The 17,425-nt window shown below is 65.0% G+C and carries 21 protein-coding genes and 2 tRNA genes; 6 read left to right on the top strand and 17 right to left on the bottom strand.

The window, feature by feature from the left end; genetic code table 11:
* Nucleotides 1-136: 136 nt before the first annotated feature.
* From rplA to rlmB, 8 genes are all read right to left on the bottom strand, one after another.
* A complete protein-coding gene (rplA, locus tag OC159_RS01655) occupies nucleotides 137-835 on the bottom strand; it encodes a 50S ribosomal protein L1 (RefSeq protein ID WP_265499402.1) in 699 nt (232 codons plus the stop codon).
* 3 nt (nucleotides 836-838) lie between these two features.
* Nucleotides 839-1,291, bottom strand: a complete 453-nt coding sequence (rplK, locus tag OC159_RS01650) for a 50S ribosomal protein L11 (protein WP_265499401.1) — start codon at nucleotides 1,289-1,291, stop codon at nucleotides 839-841.
* A gap of 89 nt (nucleotides 1,292-1,380) precedes the next feature.
* Entirely contained in the window at nucleotides 1,381-1,917 is a 537-nt protein-coding gene (gene nusG / locus OC159_RS01645) for a transcription termination/antitermination protein NusG (RefSeq protein ID WP_265499400.1), read from the bottom strand.
* Between the two features lie 172 nt (nucleotides 1,918-2,089).
* The gene (gene secE, locus OC159_RS01640) at nucleotides 2,090-2,284 is read right to left on the bottom strand and encodes a preprotein translocase subunit SecE (protein WP_265499399.1); all 195 of its coding nucleotides are present in this window, start codon (nucleotides 2,282-2,284) and stop codon (nucleotides 2,090-2,092) included.
* A gap of 91 nt (nucleotides 2,285-2,375) precedes the next feature.
* Nucleotides 2,376-2,451: transfer RNA gene (locus OC159_RS01635), tRNA-Trp, on the bottom strand.
* Between the two features lie 68 nt (nucleotides 2,452-2,519).
* Nucleotides 2,520-2,948, bottom strand: coding sequence for a CoA-binding protein (locus OC159_RS01630; RefSeq protein ID WP_265499398.1), 429 nt, complete (start codon nucleotides 2,946-2,948; stop codon nucleotides 2,520-2,522).
* Between the two features lie 200 nt (nucleotides 2,949-3,148).
* Entirely contained in the window at nucleotides 3,149-3,559 is a 411-nt protein-coding gene (locus OC159_RS01625) for a YHS domain-containing (seleno)protein (RefSeq protein WP_265499397.1), read from the bottom strand.
* Between the two features lie 88 nt (nucleotides 3,560-3,647).
* Nucleotides 3,648-4,451: a 23S rRNA (guanosine(2251)-2'-O)-methyltransferase RlmB gene (gene rlmB / locus OC159_RS01620; protein ID WP_265499396.1), complete on the bottom strand. Its 804-nt coding sequence runs from the start codon at nucleotides 4,449-4,451 to the stop codon at nucleotides 3,648-3,650.
* Nucleotides 4,452-4,573: 122 nt separating this feature from the next.
* Here rlmB and OC159_RS01615 point away from each other — a divergent pair.
* The 3 genes from OC159_RS01615 to OC159_RS01605 all read left to right on the top strand — a co-directional run bounded on the left by OC159_RS01615 (nucleotide 4,574) and on the right by OC159_RS01605 (nucleotide 6,135).
* Nucleotides 4,574-4,657 (top strand) — tRNA-Tyr (locus OC159_RS01615).
* 66 nt (nucleotides 4,658-4,723) lie between these two features.
* Complete coding sequence (locus OC159_RS01610) at nucleotides 4,724-5,707, top strand: DUF6538 domain-containing protein (RefSeq protein ID WP_265499395.1); 984 nt, start codon at nucleotides 4,724-4,726, stop codon at nucleotides 5,705-5,707.
* On the top strand, nucleotides 5,704-6,135 hold the full coding sequence (locus tag OC159_RS01605; protein ID WP_265499394.1) for a site-specific integrase: 432 nt from the start codon (nucleotides 5,704-5,706) through the stop codon (nucleotides 6,133-6,135). The genes OC159_RS01610 and OC159_RS01605 overlap by 4 nt, the downstream gene beginning before the upstream one ends.
* 477 nt (nucleotides 6,136-6,612) lie before the next feature.
* On the opposite strand, the gene OC159_RS01600 is transcribed toward OC159_RS01605, so the two are convergent.
* The 3 genes from OC159_RS01600 to OC159_RS01590 form a co-directional block, all read right to left on the bottom strand.
* Nucleotides 6,613-7,971, bottom strand: a complete 1,359-nt coding sequence (locus tag OC159_RS01600) for a hypothetical protein (RefSeq protein ID WP_265499393.1) — start codon at nucleotides 7,969-7,971, stop codon at nucleotides 6,613-6,615.
* The gene (locus tag OC159_RS01595) at nucleotides 7,968-8,615 is read right to left on the bottom strand and encodes a recombinase family protein (RefSeq protein WP_322626698.1); all 648 of its coding nucleotides are present in this window, start codon (nucleotides 8,613-8,615) and stop codon (nucleotides 7,968-7,970) included. The genes OC159_RS01600 and OC159_RS01595 overlap by 4 nt, the downstream gene beginning before the upstream one ends.
* A gap of 300 nt (nucleotides 8,616-8,915) precedes the next feature.
* Entirely contained in the window at nucleotides 8,916-9,080 is a 165-nt protein-coding gene (locus tag OC159_RS01590; RefSeq protein ID WP_265499391.1) for a hypothetical protein, read from the bottom strand.
* Nucleotides 9,081-9,546: 466 nt separating this feature from the next.
* On the opposite strand from OC159_RS01590, the gene OC159_RS01585 reads away from it, so the two are divergent.
* A complete protein-coding gene (locus OC159_RS01585; protein WP_265499390.1) occupies nucleotides 9,547-10,548 on the top strand; it encodes a hypothetical protein in 1,002 nt (333 codons plus the stop codon).
* A gap of 1 nt (nucleotide 10,549) precedes the next feature.
* Here the strand turns inward: OC159_RS01585 and OC159_RS01580 are convergent, their stop codons facing one another.
* Both OC159_RS01580 and ileS read right to left on the bottom strand, forming a co-directional pair.
* Nucleotides 10,550-10,786: a DUF3253 domain-containing protein gene (locus OC159_RS01580; RefSeq protein WP_265499389.1), complete on the bottom strand. Its 237-nt coding sequence runs from the start codon at nucleotides 10,784-10,786 to the stop codon at nucleotides 10,550-10,552.
* Nucleotides 10,783-13,734 (bottom strand): isoleucine--tRNA ligase, encoded by a 2,952-nt coding sequence (gene ileS, locus OC159_RS01575; RefSeq protein WP_265499388.1) that lies wholly within the window; start codon nucleotides 13,732-13,734, stop codon nucleotides 10,783-10,785. The genes OC159_RS01580 and ileS overlap by 4 nt, the downstream gene beginning before the upstream one ends.
* A gap of 197 nt (nucleotides 13,735-13,931) precedes the next feature.
* Between ileS and OC159_RS01570 the strand changes: the two genes are divergently transcribed.
* A complete protein-coding gene (locus OC159_RS01570; RefSeq protein ID WP_265499387.1) occupies nucleotides 13,932-14,750 on the top strand; it encodes a DUF6635 family protein in 819 nt (272 codons plus the stop codon).
* Here the strand turns inward: OC159_RS01570 and queF are convergent.
* A complete protein-coding gene (gene queF, locus OC159_RS01565) occupies nucleotides 14,747-15,208 on the bottom strand; it encodes a preQ(1) synthase (RefSeq protein ID WP_265499386.1) in 462 nt (153 codons plus the stop codon). The two genes, OC159_RS01570 and queF, sit on opposite strands and share 4 nt — an antisense overlap.
* Before the next feature lie 101 nt (nucleotides 15,209-15,309).
* Here queF and OC159_RS01560 point away from each other — a divergent pair, with 101 nt between their 5' ends.
* A complete protein-coding gene (locus OC159_RS01560; protein WP_322626697.1) occupies nucleotides 15,310-15,717 on the top strand; it encodes a group III truncated hemoglobin in 408 nt (135 codons plus the stop codon).
* Here the strand turns inward: OC159_RS01560 and OC159_RS01555 are convergent.
* From OC159_RS01555 to OC159_RS01545, 3 genes are read right to left on the bottom strand one after another with little or no spacing between them, the layout of a single operon-like run.
* Complete coding sequence (locus OC159_RS01555; protein ID WP_265499384.1) at nucleotides 15,714-16,349, bottom strand: trimeric intracellular cation channel family protein; 636 nt, start codon at nucleotides 16,347-16,349, stop codon at nucleotides 15,714-15,716. The two genes, OC159_RS01560 and OC159_RS01555, sit on opposite strands and share 4 nt — an antisense overlap.
* A complete protein-coding gene (rnhA, locus tag OC159_RS01550) occupies nucleotides 16,346-16,795 on the bottom strand; it encodes a ribonuclease HI (protein ID WP_265499383.1) in 450 nt (149 codons plus the stop codon). The genes OC159_RS01555 and rnhA overlap by 4 nt, the downstream gene beginning before the upstream one ends.
* Nucleotides 16,788-17,390: a glutathione S-transferase family protein gene (locus tag OC159_RS01545; RefSeq protein WP_265499382.1), complete on the bottom strand. Its 603-nt coding sequence runs from the start codon at nucleotides 17,388-17,390 to the stop codon at nucleotides 16,788-16,790. The genes rnhA and OC159_RS01545 overlap by 8 nt, the downstream gene beginning before the upstream one ends.
* Nucleotides 17,391-17,425 lie beyond the last annotated feature (35 nt).

The raw sequence follows: 17,425 nt of genomic DNA, 5'->3' as shown, positions 1-17,425 counted from the left end.
ACCTCCGGAAAAATGCTTCCCCATCTCAGGAAGGACATTAAGCAGGCTTCCCCGCACCCTCCGTCTCGGACAGGACGGGGCCGATGGCCCCGCCATTCCCGGACACCCGTTCGGGCGGCCGGAAAATTCTTCGGTCTCAGGCCTGGCCGGCCGAAACCACGTCGACCGACACGCCCGGACCCATGGTCGAGCTGATCGAGACCTTCTTCATGTAGGTCCCTTTCGCGCCCGACGGCTTGGCACGGGTCACCGCGTCCACGAAGGCACGCAGGTTCTGGGCCAGCTTGTCCTCGTCGAACGAGACCTTGCCGATGCCGGCATGGACGACGCCCGCCTTCTCGGCCTTGAATTGGACTTCACCGCCCTTGGCCGCGTTGACGGCAGCGGTCACGTCCATGGTCACGGTACCGACCTTGGGGTTCGGCATCAGGTTGCGCGGACCCAGGATCTTGCCCAGGCGGCCGACCAGCGGCATCATGTCCGGCGTCGCGATGCAACGGTCGAACTCGATCTTGCCGGACTGGATGGTCTCCATCAGGTCCTCGGCGCCAACGATGTCCGCACCGGCGGCCTTGGCTTCGTCAGCCTTGGGGCCACGGGCGAAGACGGCGACGCGGACGTCCTTGCCGGTGCCTGCGGGCAGCGTCACGACGCCGCGGACCATCTGGTCGGCATGGCGCGGGTCGACGCCCAGGTTCAGCGCGATCTCGACGGTTTCGTCGAACTTCGCCGAAGCTGCCGACTTGACCAGCTTGACCGCGTCCTCGACCGACAGGTTCGCCTTGCCGTCGAAGGCGGCGCGGGCGGCGACTTTCTTCTTGGAAATCTTTGCCATGACTTAGCCCTTCACCTCGATGCCGATCGAACGGGCCGAGCCGACGATGATCTTCATCGCGGCCTCGATATCGGTCGCGGACAGATCCTTCATCTTGGTCTCGGCGATCTCGCGGACCTGCTTGACGGTCACGGAACCGGCGCTGGCGCGGCCCGGCTTTTCCGAACCCTTGGCGCGGTTGCGCTTGCCGACCGGCTTCAGGCCTGCGGCCTTCTTCAGCAGGAAGGACGCCGGGGGCGTTTTCGTCTCGAAGCTGAACGACTTGTCGGCATAATAGGTGATGACGACAGGCACGGGCGCGCCCTGTTCCATCTCCTGGGTCTTGGCGTTGAACTCTTTGCAGAACGCCATGATGTTGATGCCGCGCTGACCCAGCGCCGGGCCGACGGGGGGCGACGGGTTTGCTTGCCCCGCCTTGATCTGCAGCTTGAGGCTGCCAACTATTTTCTTGGCCATCTGGCCTTCTCCTTCATCATCAAGCCCCGAAGGACCGATTTAGCGGTGCGGCCCGCGCCCCGTCAGGGACCGTAACCTCCCGCGGTCAATCACGCGGACTTCGAGACCTGCGTGAATTCCAGCTCGACCGGCGTGGGCCGGCCGAAGATCGACACCGTCACCTTGATCCGAGACGAGACCTCGTCGACCTCCTCGACCATGCCCGAGAAGCCCTCGAACGGACCGTCGGTCACGTTCACCTTCTCGCCCACGTCGAAGCGGATCAGGTTGCGCGGCGCGGCGGGTTCGCCGTCGCCGGTGCGGTGCAGCATCGTGTTCACCTCGTCGTCGCGCATCGGCATCGGCTTGCCCTGCGCGCCCAGGAACCCGGTGACGCGGTTGATCGAGTTGACCAGGTGGTACGTCCGGTCCGACATGTCCATGTGGACCAGGACATACCCCGGCATGAAGCGCCGCTCCGACGTGACCTTCTTGCCGCGGCGGATCTCGATCACTTCCTCGGTCGGGACCAGCACCTCGTCGATCTGCTCTTCCAGACCCTTCTCGGCGACGGCCTGGCGAATCGCCTCGGCGACCTTCTTTTCGAAGTTCGACAGGACGCTGACCGAATACCAACGCTTTGCCATGTCTCGATCGACCCCTGCTCATCTTGGGGAATCACGCCAGAGCGACGACAACCCCTTGTATTTCTGTGCGTCCGAAAACTGATATAGGCGCGCATGCGGTTTTCCGATGCACGCCGTCTTGCCGGATAGTCGGGGGCAGATACCGCCCCTGCCCGGCAAATGCAAGCCCTGATCAGCCGCTGATCAGCCTCAGGCCTTCCGTCAGGCCCGTGCGGATAACCAGATCCACAAGGAAGAAGAACAGGCTGGTGATCGCGGCGAAGATCAGGACCATGATCGTGGTCGTGACGACCTCTCGACGGGTTGGCCACGTGATCTTGGCCGCCTCGGCGCGGACCTGGTTGATGAACTGGACGGGATTGGCCAAGACAGGCTCCTTCGCAAGTGCAGGCGCTGATGTATCGCAGCCCGCCCGCCGCTTCAAGCCGTCTGGCATCCGTGATCTGGCGGAAAGGACCTGGCAGGGGCAGGGGGACTCGAACCCACGACCCTCGGTTTTGGAGACCGATGCTCTACCAACTGAGCTATACCCCTGAGGTCGGCCCCACTTAGAAGCTGCCCGCGCGGTCGTCAAGCAGATATCCGGCTCCTGCCCCCCCGGGCTAGAGATATCTCGGAAATTCGATCTTCGGGCAGCGGTCTTGGATCACGGTGATGCCGGCCCGGCGCGCCTTGTCAGCCGCGGCATCGTCGCGGATGCCCAATTGCGTCCATATGACCTGCAGATTAGGCAGTGCCAGGGCCTCGTCGACGATGCCGGCCACGGCCTCCGAGCGACGGAAGACGTCCACCATCTCGACCCGGGCATCCACCGGGATCTCCGACAGGGTCGCATACACCGTCTCGCCCAGAATTTCCTTGCCGGCGTGGCCCGGATTGACCGGGATGATCCGCAGCCCCTGCGCCTGCAGAAAGCGTGCGACGCCCCAGCTGGGCCGGGCCTCGTTCGGCGACAGCCCGACGACCGCAACGACGCGGGTCCTACCGGCGATGCGCGCGATCTCTTCGTCTTCGCTCATGTCCGTGTTCATGGATCCTCCCTTCACCCTCTGCGTGCAAGCTTGCATAGAAAAGGCGCCCGGTCCACCAAGTGGCCGGGCGCAAGTCACGGAACGAGGGACAGTGATCCGAACATGACCGTTCCGGGGTCATGTCCAGTGATGTAAATGGGCACCGGAGCGGAAAGTTCCAGCGCCCTCGCGATTTCGTGATTTTCGAGGGTGGGGCGCTATCAGTTCCGGTCGCGCCACGCCGCGCGAGCTCGGCCGAGGATCTCGCGCGGGTTCAGGCGCACCTCGCGCTCGACCTCAGCCGACCTGAACAGGTAGAGACCACCTTCGTGGACGAGAAAGCGGCGTGGATCGCCCGGCTGCGGGTGCCCGTCGATGATCGACAGCGGGCACATGCCGCCAAGCCGGGGCGCATAGGCCCGCGGATCTGCCTCGAAGCGGGCGCGGTTGTCCTCGGACGCGAAGTGCCACAGCTTGCCGCGCCACATCGTGGCGATGTCGCTGCGGCCCGGCATGGCCCGCCCTGCCGTGACATAGGCTACGGGGTCGAAACCGCCAAGCGCCCAGTCCTGGGCGGCCGCAGGCAGCACGGGCAGGATCGACAGAAGCAGGGCGAGGGCAAATCGGCGCATGGCGACTCGTGTGTGGGACCCAGCGTCTTTCGCACCCGCCGACCACAATCTCAACGCGCGCGGCGGGAACGTCGCAAGGATGTGATCTTCAGCCACGTCCCGCCGCATAGAGCGCCACCGCAGCCGCGTTCGAGACGTTGAGCGAACCGAAGTCGGCGGCGAAGGGAATCCGGGCGACATGGTCGCAGGTCTTCAGCGTCAGCTCGCGCATCCCTGGGCCCTCCGAACCCAGAACAAGGCAGATCGCGCGCCCGGAAAGAGTCCCCAGCAGGTCCGGCAGCGATTCGGTGCCCGTGCCATCCAGTCCGATCAGGATGAAGCCCATGTTCTTCAGCTGCGTCAGCGCCTCGGCCAGGTTCGGAACCCGCAGATAGGGCTGCCGCTCCAGCGCGCCGGAGGCGGTCTTGGCCAAGGCCCCTGTCTCGGGGGCGGAATGGCGGTGCGGCGCGATGACGGCGCGGGCGCCGAACACCTCGGCCGACCGCAGGATGGCGCCGATGTTGTGCGGGTCCGTCACCCGGTCCAGCGCCACCAGCAGCGGCCGCTGCTCGCCCGGCGCCTCGCGCAGCGCAATCTCGCTGAGGCTGCCCCATTTCAGCGGCTTCACCTCGAGCGCGGCCCCCTGGTGGACGCTTTCGGCGGAGAGGGGCACCGCCTTGTCGAAGACCCGCGGGTCGGTGATCTCGGGTTCCATGCCGTGCAGGTCGCCCAGCCTGGTCACCGCGTTCTGCGTCACGACCAGGCGCAGCTTCTCGCGCGCGGGGTTGGCAAGGGCGTCGCGAACGGCGTGCAGGCCGAACAGCCAGACGGTCTCGGCAGCGGCGGCACGGCGGGCGCGCTCCTTGTCGATGACCCATGTGGGCTTCTTCGCTTTTTCGGTACGCTCGGCCATCGCGGGCTCCTTTCTCGTCTCCTCTCTCTGCGCGTCGCGGCGTCGTCACGCAAGCCCCGGAAATCTGCTTGACGCCCCCCGGCAGGGCCGTTAATCACCGCCGCACGCCGAAAGCGATCGGCGGGCGACGTGCTGCAAGGTGCGGCAGCGGACTGTAACTCCGCCGGGGAGACCCACGCCTGGTTCGATTCCAGGGTCGCCCACCATTTCCCCCGATCTCAAGTGCTTGACGGCTGCCTTCCTGCTAGTGCGCCACATTAGTGAGCCACAGGATGCGCCTTGCCGCCTATTTGAGCTGTTCCCGACACGGGGTCTTTTACTTCCGCTGGCCGATCCCGCCGCGTCTACATCCCGACCGGAAGCGCAGCCATGTGCGGCTATCGCTACGAACCCGCTGCCCGGCCACGGCGCGGCGGCTGTCTCATGCGCTGGTGTTGGCTGGACAATCCACGATTGAAGCGGCATCTGCCCAGGGCATGAGATACGATGAGATCAGGGGGCAGGTGGCCCAGCACTTCCAGGAACAGCTTGCCCGGTTCAAGGCTGGCGTGATGGAGAATGGACCGCCTGACGAAGATCGCCAAATGCGGATGCGGAACATTCGCGCCATGCTGGGCCGGAACTGGGCCGCTCATGCAGATCAGCGCGGGGCGGATCAGGCTGCGCAGCAGGTGCGGGCGTTCTGTGAGCATCGCGGGGTTGATCCCGACAGCCTTGCCCCCAATGTGCGGCAAGGGCTGAATGAGGCGCTGGTGCATGGCGCCGGTGCGTTCTGGCAGGAGGCTGCCGGGTTTCTGGACAGCTTGGAACGGTTCGATTTGAACCCCGCACTCTCGGCTGGTGCTGCCGTTGCGGCTGTTCTTGGCAATGCCCCCGCCGCCCATGTCAGCTATCAGGATGTGCTAGCGGAGTATCTGACGGAGTTGCAGCGAACAGGGCAAGTCAGGGGAAAGACAGCAGACAGCAAGCGCGAGGCGCTAGTTTTGTTGGGCGAGATCACGGACAGCAAGCCTATTGCCGCCATGACCAAGGCCGACGCCAGACGGGTGAAGGACGTACTGCTGCGCTATCCCAAGAACCGGAACAAGATGGCCGCTACCAAAGGCAAACGGCTTTCTGACGTGCTGGACCTGCCCGGCGTGGAAACTATCGCCACACGTACCGTTAACGCGTATATCAGCGCCTTGCAGACTTTCTTTGGCTGGGCCGTATCGCACGGTCACGCTTCCGAAACATCTTTGACGGCACAAGAATGAAGCTGTCGAAGCGCGCCAAGGAGGAGGGCAGGCAGGCGTTCACCGACGAACAGTTAAACCTGCTGTTCGAGCATCTAACCGAGAACCCCGATAGATTGGTGCGGAACCCAGACCACAAGTGGATCAGCCTTATCGGCATATTCACCGGGATGCGGTTGAACGAGATAGCCCAGCTTGATCTTGCTGACATGCAGCAGGGCGAGGATGGGTTGTGGTTCGTCCGCGTTACCGATGAGGGAAGCCCGAACAAGCGCCTCAAGAACAGCGCGTCCCGCCGCCTTATCCCGCTGCATGACCGCTTGGTTGCCGCCGGACTGCCCGCGTTCGTGGAGGATCGCCGCAAGAGAGGCAGCGCGCGCCTGTTCCCTGACCTATCGTATTGCTCAAAGAACGGCTATGGGCGCAATCCGGGTAACCGGGTGCGTTAACCCATTCTGTGGCTAACCCAACTATTTTTGCATATCCGATCTGGAAAGCCTGGGGCATGGCATGGGAAGCCTGCCGCAGCGCGCACTGGGTGTGGAGGCAGGGTCAGGGGCAAGGCGGATGGCTGGGCAGATGGGCAGCAACTTTCACCCCCTCATGCCCCCCCATATACCATACCGGGGACGTTAAGGGATCGGGGCCGTGTCAGCGCAGTCATTGCGGCCAAAGACGACAGATCAGCGCGGGGAAAGATGATAGATTGCTCCGGCCAAGGATGTGCCATCAGCCCGCCGCATTGCGTCTCTGACAGGTGCTTGCAGCGTTCAGGTAGTTGGTGCTATCCGTGCGCGACTTGCCAGCCCAGCGCCCGTTCTGCGGTCCTGTCAGGCTAGCAAATCCTATGATCCAGCAAGGGTAGCCATCAGGCCAACCCCTTAACGTCCCCGGTATGGTAATAGGTGGGGTGGGCGCGGTGGTTCTTACTCAATTCGGACAGGCGGGGTCTTGCCGTATCTATGCTTGAACACATCCTGCATGACATCGAGCAGTTCGTCCCGCCGATCCTCTTGGATTATTCCGCTGTCATGGACGGGCAAGGCCGGAATGCCCTGGTCAGCGAAGTGCAGCAGGATTGCTTCCATGAGGTCGCTGTCGATGCGCTGGAGCCTTCGCCCTGCTCCCGAGCCGAATGCGTCTTGCAGTTCAGGGAAGGCAGCCCGGATCATCTGCTGAAACTCGGGCTTGCTGATCCCATAGGGTGACAGGTCAAAGTCGCGCGGTTCTTGCGTCCTCCGGTCTGCATTCAGCAGGGCATTGAACGTCCGCTTCACTGCCTTCCGCCAGTCCCGGTCTTTCCCATTGGATAGATCAGTGACGGCTGAATAAGGATCAAGCGGAATGTCCAATCCTCTTTCAGCGAACAAGATTGCCGGATGCAGGCCGGAGTAATCCGCCTCAATTGTTCGGTGTCCATTGATTAGAATGCCGGGCCGAATGTGTTTGCGGACATACTGCCACCATCCGCCATAAAAGCGCCCGCCTAAATCAAATGAACCGTGGTTGAATACCCGATAAAGAGTTTTCCCGTATTCAATCTGGCTGTAATCTCCAGGGCGGGTGTCGTCATAGTCGCCCGCAGAGATGTTGCAGCCGGGGATGAGAGCAGCGCCCGCCAGCACGGGATTGATGCGTGAGAGGTTGTCTCGCATCTGCTGTGTCACTTCCGTGTCGTCATAACGGCACAACCTTGGCAGCCTGCGGCCTTTGCCCTTGCTCACACCCTTGTCCTTGAGCCGGATCGTCTCTCTAGCAGGGGATGTTGTGAAGTCCTGCAGGAAACCGGCCTTCTTCTCTATAGGATGTCCGGTTAACTCTAACATGGCAGCGTCTGTAAGCCGGTATCGCGTGACTTGTCCGCCTCGGCTGTAGTGAAATGGTGCCGCAGTCCGTGCAATGATGCCCGCATTCTCCAAGGCTTCCATTGCGTCGATGAATGCCCGTTCGGCCATGAACTCGGGCCTATATCGCTTGGCACTATTCAGCGCCTCATGCCCTGTGCCGATACCAACTAACAGCCGGGTGTCGTGCTTTGCTGCACGGATCAGGTTCAACAGGATAACTTGCAGGCAACTCGCTACGTTACTTTGCACTTTCTTGTGCCTCCGCTGCCTGCTGTCGGTCCAAAGCTGCATGGCGGGTGCTGCCAGTTTCTCCACAACAGCGCGAATGCTGGGGTTATCCGTTTCCAGCCACGGATCAAACGCCCAGGAATAGTCCCCCAGAGGTTCCAAGGTGGCAGGGTCAATGCCAAACTGGCGGAGAATGTCGTCAGGCATCATGCCCCCAGCCGATCAAGGACGCGCTTCACCTGTGAGGGCTGCCATGATCCACCCCGTGCAGTCGGAACCCCGGCACTGTTCAGATGGTCCGCTATCTCTTGCAGCGGCTTTCCTGCCTCTCGTAGTGGTATCACGATGCCCGCAACCTTCTGCGCCCTAGCTGCGGCGTTCGCTTGTATGGCCGCGTTGCGCTGCATGGTCTTGTCCCGCAGTCCGCCCAGCTTAACGCCCCGTGCTTTCGCCTCGGCCAGTGCTGCCGTGGTCCGCAAGCTGATGAACTCGCGTTCCTGTTCAGCAAGTGCCGCGTATATGTGAAGCTGGAACTTGTCGGCGTGGGGCATGGAAGCGACCCGCAGCCGCACTTTCGGATCATCCATCAGCGTGGCGATGAACGACACCTTGCGGGACAGGCGGTCCAGCTTGGCGACAAGCAGTTCTGCTCCGGTGCTGCGGACCAACGCCAGCGCCTCTTGTAGCTGCGGGCGGTCTGCGGTCTTGCCGGACAGCACGTCAACGCACTCCGCTATTACTTCGTAGGGCGTGTCGCTGTAGGTATCGAGGAACAGGCGAATGTCCCGGTCCTGTGCATCCAGCCCTAGCCCGCTTTCACCCTGGCTGACTGTGCTGACGCGCTTGTAGATCACATACCGCTTCATGCTGCTGTCCCTGCTAGCGGGCACAATCGGCCCGTGCGGCAGCCTTAGCACAGGCTCATTTCGAATGTCAACGTAGGTTGTGAATGTTATATGCGCGCTATTGCATGGTTAGGGTAGGCTGTCCGCCTGACGTAGCGTCCTGCAACGGGTCGGGCTAGGGCAGGGTAGTTTGCATCCGGCGCTGCCCTGCTGGTGCCGATCCTGGCAAGTGGGGGCCATGGGGGAAGTGCTGTGTCGCAGAGGGGATAGATGCCCCTGCGCAAAAATTTGTCGGATTTTTGCAATCGGCTATCCAATGAAGCCATGCTTGCGCGCGGCAGCGATGACCGGCAACTGCTTCCCACCCGCTTTAGTGTAGCCGGTAGCGTCGTTTATGAGATCAAGGTCGATGTCAGGATCAGAATAGCGAGATAGAAACCGCAGTGCGAAGCCGTTTGCCTCGGCAGGTGACATTCCATCGTCTAGCAGCTTCAAGTATGCGTATGCGCGGACGAACCGCTTTCCGCGCGACGTAGTATGCCAAGTGAATGCGGCATAGCCCAGCACAGCTAGGACGATGAGTTCAAGCACGGCGCGCCTCATAAGCCTTTGACATCAATGACACCAGCCTAGCTTAGATGGAGTTCTTCCGTCTAGCAGCCACCGTTGCGCAGGTGATTAGAATTGGAGGCACTTGCGCAGCACTACCACAGGTGCGACAATCCGGGGTCACACAACGCAACCCGCGCACATCAGAGTGCCAGCAAAATCAGGTTCTTGCGGGATTGGTGGCCGTTCCAAGGTCGCCCACCATTTCCCCTTTTGACATCGTGACGGTGACGACCGCCTGTGGGTCGTCGGCCCGCGGCATTTCGATCACGGGTTTTGCTGCAGGCGCGAGACACCTATCATCGCCGCAGGTCAATCCTTGGGAGGACAGGTGTCGAAGCACGGAAACACGCAGCCGAACCTTCTGATCGTGGCTCAGGCCGGGCGGCTCGAGTACGAGGCCCTGATCTTCTTGACCAGCCTGCGGGCCGCCGCCCCCGACTGGACCGCGCCCGTCATCGTCGCCGAACCCCTGCCCGAGGGGGCCTGGGCCGGGCACGACACCCGGATCAGCCAGCCCTGCCGCGATCTGCTGACCGACCTCGGCGCCCAGATCCGCCCCTTTGTCGCCGAACATTTCGGCGCCGCCTACCCGCAAGGCAACAAGATCGAGGCGCTTGCCCTGCTGCCCCCGGCAGAGCCGTTCGTCTTCTTTGACACCGACACGCTGGTGACCGGCCCGCTGGACCGAGTTCCGTTCGATTTCGGCCGCCCCTCGGCCTCGATGCGCCGCGAGGGGACCTGGCCGAAGCCACCGCTCTATGGTCCGGGCTTCGGCGCGATCTGGAAGTCGATCTACGACCGCTTCGGGCTGGATTTCGCCTCCACGCTTGACCTGTCGCAGCCAGACGAACATTGGGAACGTTACCTCTACTTCAACGCCGGCTGGTTCTTCGGCGCCGATTCGGCCGAGTTCGGCCGTCGCTTCCTGAATTGGGCGCTGGCGCTTCGCGACGACCCGCATAATGAACTGGCCTGCCAGGTGATGGTCCCCTGGCTGGACCAGGTCGTCCTGCCGCCGGTCGTCCACAGCCTTGGCGGCGGGCGTCCCGGCCCCGAACTGGACGGGCTGGATGGTGACATCACCTGTCACTATCGCAAGCTGCCGCTGCTCTATGCCCTGCAGGACGATACCGTGATAGAGCGGCTGGAGACCGCCGTCGCCGACAGGTCCGTCAAGCGCGTCCTTCGCGAGTGGGAGCCGGCGCGAAAGCTGATCTATCAGGAAAAGGGCCGCCAGAAGGTGCGCCCGATTTTTGCAGACCGCGCCCGGGGCACCCCGGAAAAGCAGATCCGCAACCAGCTGAAGTCGCGAGGCTGGTGGTTGGTCTGATCTAGGGTCGCCCCAGCCGGATGGGACCTCGCGGGTCCGGTCCGGCATCTGTCCCGTTTTGCAGCACGCAGATGCGCCCCTCTGCGGCCAGGGACAGCGCCGCGGCACGCAACGGCCCCATCAGCGGCCGCCAGTCCGCGGCAATGTTCCGCGCGATCCGGCTGGGACAGCAGGTCGTGCCGGGACGCAGCGCGTCGACCTGCGCAAGGATCGTCCCGCGCAGGTCGGCTTCACTCATCCCAGCACGCTGTCGCAGCGGGCGCAGACGCCCGGATGAGCATGCGTGCCGACGTCGGGAAGGATCTTCCAGCAACGCTGGCACTTCTCTCCCTCCGCCGTCTCGAACACCACGCCGATGCCCGGCGCCTCGGCCATGCGATAAGCCTCGTTCGGGGCCGGGTCGCGGGTCAGCGACAGATCCGAGGTGATGCAGATATCGGCAAAGGCCACCGATTTCAGCGCCTCCAGCATGTCGGCATCGTCGACATGGACGACCGGCGCGGCCTCCAGGCTGGCGCCGATGGTCTTGTCCGTCCGCTTCAGTTCCAGCGCGGCGGTGACCACGCGGCGGGCGCGGCGGACATGGTCCCATTTCGCCGCCAGCGGCTCGTTCAGCCAGTCGGCCGGCGTTTCGGGGAAGTCGCGCAGGTGCACGCTGTCGCTGTCGGACGGGAAGCGCGACAGCCACACATCCTCGGTGGTGAAGGGCAGGATCGGCGCAAGCCACGTCACCAGCCGGTGATAGAGGATGTCCAGCACCGTCCGCGCCGCCCGCCGGCGCGGGCTGTCGGCTGCATCGCAGTAAAGCGCGTCCTTGCGGATGTCGAAATAGAAGGCCGACAGGTCCACGGTGCAGAACTGGAACAGCGTCTGAAAGACGCCCTGGAAATCGAACTGGTCGTATCCGCGCCGGACCTGATGATCCAGCTGCGCCAGCCGGTGCAGCACCCATTGCTCCAGCTCGGGCATCTGGGCGGCGGGCAGGCGCTCGGCCTCGTCCCACTCGGCCAGCGCGCCCAGCAGGAAGCGCAGCGTGTTGCGCAGACGGCGATAGCTGTCGGCGGTGCCCTTCAGAATCTCGGGCCCGATGCGCTGATCGGTGGTATAATCCGCCTGCGCCACCCACAGGCGCAGGATGTCGGCGCCGTATTGCTCGATTACCTTGGCGGGCACGATGGTGTTGCCAAGCGATTTGGACATCTTCATGCCCTTTTCGTCCAGCGTGAACCCGTGCGTCACCACGTTGCGATAAGGCGCACGGCCCCGGGTCGCGCTGGCCTGCAGCAGCGAGGACTGGAACCAGCCGCGATGCTGGTCCGTGCCCTCCAGATAGACATCCGCAATGCCATCGGGCGCGCCATCCTCGCGGTCGCGCAGCACGAAGGCATGGGTCGAGCCGCTGTCGAACCACACGTCCAGCACGTCGGTGACCTGCTCATAGGCTTCGGGGGCGACGATGTCCTCCAGCACCTGCGCCTTGAAGCCGTCGCGATACCAGACATCGGCGCCCTCGGCCTCGAAGGCGGCGATGATGCGGTCGTTGACGGTCGCGTCGCGCAGCAGGAAGTCGGGATCGGTCGGCCTGGCACCCTTCTTCACGAAACAGGTCAGCGGCACCCCCCAGGCCCGCTGGCGCGACAGCACCCAGTCGGGGCGGTTCTCGACCATCGAATGGATGCGGTTGCGCCCGGTCTGGGGCCACCACTTGACCAGCTTGTCGATGGAGGTCAGCGCCCGCGTGCGGATCGTGTCGCCATGCTGACCCAAACCATCGTCCAGCGGCTTGTCGATGGCGGCGAACCACTGCGGCGTGTTGCGATAGATCAGCGGCGCCTTGGACCGCCAGCTATGCGGGTAGGAGTGCTTGATCTTGCCCTTGGCCAGCAGCGCGCCCGCCCAGGCCAGCTGCTTGATCACGCTGACATTGGCGGGGCCGTCCTTGCCGTCGGGCGCCACGATGGCCTCTCCGCCGAACAGCGGCAGGTCCTTGCGGTAGCTGCCGTCAGGCTCGACGTTGTAGGTCATCGGCAGCTTGAAGCGCAGGCCCAGCTGATAGTCGTCGTCGCCGTGGCTGGGTGCGGTATGCACGAAACCCGTGCCCGCATCGTCGGTGACATGGTCGCCCGGCAGCATCGGCACGTCGTAATCCCACTCGGCCGCGCCGCCCTCGACCCCGCGCAGGGGATGGGCCAGCACCAGCGCGGCCAGTTCATCGGCACCGACCGTGCGCAGGCGGCTGTGACCCGTGACCTTCGCCGCGCCCATCACCGATTCGGCCAGCGCGTCGGCCAGCACGATGTGCTCACCGACCCTGGCGGTGGCATTCTCTGCCGCTTCGGTGACCTCGTAGAGGCCATAGGCGATGGCCGGATTGAAGGCGACCGCCCGGTTCTGCGGGATCGTCCAAGGCGTCGTGGTCCAGATCACCACCGATGCCTGGAGCAGGTCGGTGCGCATGCAACCGTCCAGCGGCGCGAAGTCCGACTGGGACGCCACCGGGAACCGAACCCAGATCGTGTGACTGGTGTGGTCGTGGTATTCGACCTCGGCCTCGGCCAAGGCCGTCTTCTCGACCGGCGACCACATCACCGGCTTCGATCCCTGATAGAGCGAGCCGTTCATCAACAGCTTCATGAACTCGGCCGCGATCACCGCCTCGGCATGGAAATCCATCGTCAGGTAGGGCCGGTCCCAAGCCCCGGTGATCCCCAGGCGCTGGAACTCGTCGCGCTGGATACCCACCCATTCGTCGGCGAAGCGGCGGCATTCCTGGCGGAACTCGACCACGTCGACCGCGTCCTTGTCGCGACCTTCCTTGCGGTACTTTTCCTCGATCTTCCATTCGATGGGCAGGCCGTGGCAGTCCCAGCCGGGCACATAGCGCGCATCGCGACCCATCATCTGGTGGCTGCGCACGATGATGTCCTTGATGGTCTTGTTCAGCGCATGGCCGATATGGAGGTGCCCGTTGGCATAGGGCGGGCCGTCATGCAGCACGAAGGGCGCCCGGTCGCCCGCCTTTTCCCGCAGCCGATCATAGATGCCGATGCGCGCCCACCGCTCCAGCCACTCCGGCTCGCGCTGGGGCAGGCCGGCGCGCATGGGAAAGTCGGTCTGGGGCAGGAAGACGGTGTCGCGATAGTCGGGGGCGTCGGTCTTCGTTTCGGGCGTCGGGGCGTCGGCCATCGGGCGTTCCTTCGAAAGATGTTCGGACAAGGCAGACCCGGCGGCGTGAGACCTCACGCCGCCGGGCTGCTAATTCGGGATCCGAACGCCGGGAATTTCATGCGCCTTCTATAGAAAGCGCGGACATTGCCTGCAAGCGCCGAACCTAGCGCCGCCGAGGCGCCCGGGTTAGGCTGCCGAGAGCCATGGGGACCCTGATGCAGCCTGCCACGCTTCGCACGAAAACGACGCGCCGGGACGCCGCCCTGCGCCGCTTTGCCGCCCGCCGGTATGGCCCGCGGGGCACGCTGGCGCTGCATCGCCACGCCCTGGGCAGAGACCTGCTGCGCGCACCGCTGAACGTGATGCTGGCCCCCTTCGCGCTGCTGATGCAGCTTCTGGGCTGGGTGCTGGCGCGGCTGGGGGCCGGGCGCGCGGGACGCTGGCTGCGGTCGCGCCGGGTGTTTCTCCGCTCCGACGTGTCGGCCCGGATCGAGGACGACCTGACGGCGCTGATCGCCGATCTTCAGTCGCAGGGCCTTGGCCCCGACGCGCCACCAGACCGCATCGCCGACGCCATCCGCCGCCATGCCGAAACGCGCAACGCCGTAGCCGAGATCACCACCTCGCTGATCGTGCTGGGTCTGGGCTTCGTGCTGTTCCACCGCCCGACACCCGGAATGATCTCGCTTGCCGGGCCGATGGCGCAGATGCGGGCGCATGGCGCGGCGGTGCGCGACTTCGCGCTTGGCGACACGCTGGGTCGCGCCTGGTACTGGGCTTTCCCGGTCGAACTGTCGCCGCTGGCGGTCATCGCCACCGGCGTCGCACTGACCGTCGCCGGGTCGCTTGTCACAACCTTCGCGGGGCTGATCGCCGACCCGGTGCAGCTGTGGACGGGCATCCACCGCCGCCGCTTGTCGCGCCTGATGGCGCAGTTGGACACGGGTGCCGACGCCGTCGCGCCCGAGCATCTTCTGGCGCGGGCGGGCGATCTGGTCGACACGCTGTCGGTCCTGTGGCGATCCCTGCGTTAGCCGCGCCCGCGATAGCTCGGCACGCCCTGGTCCGGCAGCCAAAGCCCGTCCGGCGCGGGGCCTGTCTGCCAGAACACGTCGATCGGCATGCCGCCGCGCGGATACCAGTAGCCGCCGATCCGCAACCACTGCGGCGCCAGCAGGTCGGCGATGCGACGGCCTATGCCGACGGTGCAGTCCTCGTGGAACGCGCCGTGGTTGCGAAAGCTGCCAAGGAACAGCTTCAGCGACTTCGATTCGACCAGCCAGTCGCCGGGGACATAGTCAATCACCAGATGCGCAAAGTCGGGCTGGCCCGTCAGGGGACAGAGGCTGGTGAACTCGGGCTGGGTGAAGCGCACGGCATAGGTCTGGCCAGGCTGCGGGTTCGGCACGCGCTCCAACACGGCGTCGTCAGGGTGCTGCGGCAGCGGGGCGTCGGCACCAAGCTGGGTCAGCGCGTCGGTGTAATGGCTCATCTCGGGCTCCTGTTTTGACCGGGTGGGCTGCGACCGGAGGCCTGCCATAGCGCCATCGCAAACCCCTTGCAACCGCGCCCGCCCTGCCCCAGATGCGGCACATGGACAGCCTGCCCCCCCGTTTCGACATCACCGAGGCCGAGATCGCCCGCGTCGTCGCCATCTTCTATGCCGCCGTGCGTCGGCACGAGGTGCTGGCGCCGGTCTTTGCCGAACATGTGGGCGACTGGTCCGCGCACGAGGATCGGATCACCGCCTTCTGGAAGGGCGCGATCATGCACAAGGCGGGCTACAACGGCAGCCCGATGCGCGCGCACCTGCAGGCCGGCAATGTCCGCCCCGAACATTTCGAGATCTGGCTGGCGCTGTTCGACGAATCGCTGCGCCGCACCCTGCCGCCCTGGAGCGCGCGGGCCTGGTCGCAGCTGGCCCACCGCATCGGCCAAGGACTGCGGGCGGGAGTGCAGAACGTCGACGCCGGCCGCAGCGGCCCGCCGGTGCTGCGCTAGCGGTTTCGCGGCGGGCGCGGGCGATAGACCGGCAGCCGCCAGCCGCGCCCAAGGCCCCCTGCCCGCAGCACGAAGGTCACCAGCCCGCAGGCAACCAGCGTCGGGGCCTGCCCCGCCCCCAGCCAGACAAGCGCCACCGCCACCAGCGCGCCACCGAAGGCGGCGGTCAGGTAGATCTCTCCCTGCTTCAGGACCAGCGGCACCTCGTTGCCGACGACGTCGCGCATCAACCCGCCGAAGGTGCCGGTCACGACACCCATGATGACCACGATGATCGGGCTGAACCCGCCCTCCAGCGCCACCCCGACGCCCGCGGGCACGGCCACCGACAGGGCGAAGACGTCCAGCCACAGAAGCAGGCGATAGCGGCTTTCGAAGAGGTGCGCGGTCCAGAAGACAACCATCGCGGCCACCGCCGCCACGACGATGAGCGACGGGCGCGCCACCCAGAAGACCTGCGGCTGCCCCAGGATCAGGTCACGCAGGGTCCCGCCACCCACGGCCGTCATCGCCGCCATGAAGATGAAGCCCACCGGGTCCAGCTGTGCCCGGCTGGCGACCAGCGCCCCGGTCAGCGCGAAGATCAGGACCGAACCGTAATCCAGCGCGGCGACCAGCGGGTCCAGCGTCATTTGAACGGGGCCATTCCTTCACGAGCAAGTTCGTCGGCGCGCTCGTTCTCGGGGTGGCCGGCATGGCCCTTGATCCAGCGCCATTCGACCTTGTGCGTCGCCTGCGCGGCATCCAGCCGCTGCCACAGCTCGACGTTCTTCACGGGCTTGCGGTCGGCGGTCTTCCAGCCGTTGCGCTTCCAGCCGTGGATCCACTGCGTGACGCCGTTCTTCACATAGGCGCTGTCGGTGACGATCACGATCTGGCTGGGCCGCGTCAGCGCCTCGAGCGCGCTGATCGCGGCCGTCAGCTCCATCCGGTTGTTGGTGGTCGCGGCCTCGCCCCCGGCCATCTCGCGTTCCTTCAGGACGGTCCCGCCCTCAAGCGCGCGCATCAGGACGCCCCAGCCACCGGGGCCGGGATTGCCGCTGCAGGCGCCGTCGGTCCACGCGAACAACTCAGCCATTGATCGCCACATGTCCCGGCAGTGCCGCGACCCGCGCCAGCCAGGCGCGCAGCTTCGGCATCCCCGACAGGTCGAACCCGCCCCGCGTCTCGGCGCTGTGGGTATAGGCGTAAAGACAGATGTCGGCCAGGCTCGGCTGACCCGTCAGCCAGTCCTGCCCGCCAACCGCCCGGTTCATGACCGCCAGCAGCGCCTGCCCGCGCGCCAGAAGATCGGCCATCCGCTCGGGCGTGGCATCGGCGGCGCGGTCGGGATAGCACAGCAGCGACTGGCGCACGGCGATGACCGGCTCGTGGTTGTACTGCTCCCAGAACATCCAGCCCAGCATCTGGGCGCGCAGGACCGGATCCTCGGGCCAGAACCGCGTTTCCTCGCCCAGAAAGCACAGGATCGCGTTCGATTCGCCCAGCACGGTGCCGCCGTCCAGCGCCAGGGCGGGCAGCTTGCCGAAGGGCAGCACCCCAGCCGCCTTTGCCTCGGCCAGCGCGGCCGATCCCGCCCCGCAGTCGACGCGCTCCAGCGCTTGGCCAGTCAGCGCCGCCAGCAGCCGCACCTTGTAGCTGTTGCCCGACGAGGGCATCGAATAAAGCCGCACCGCCGCTCCTTACTTCTTGTAATGTTCCGGGCCGG

The organism is Paracoccus beibuensis (genome assembly GCF_026162625.1).
GTDB classification, from domain to species: Bacteria; Pseudomonadota; Alphaproteobacteria; order Rhodobacterales; family Rhodobacteraceae; genus Paracoccus; species Paracoccus beibuensis.
This window is presented reverse-complemented; position numbering and strand designations above follow the sequence as displayed.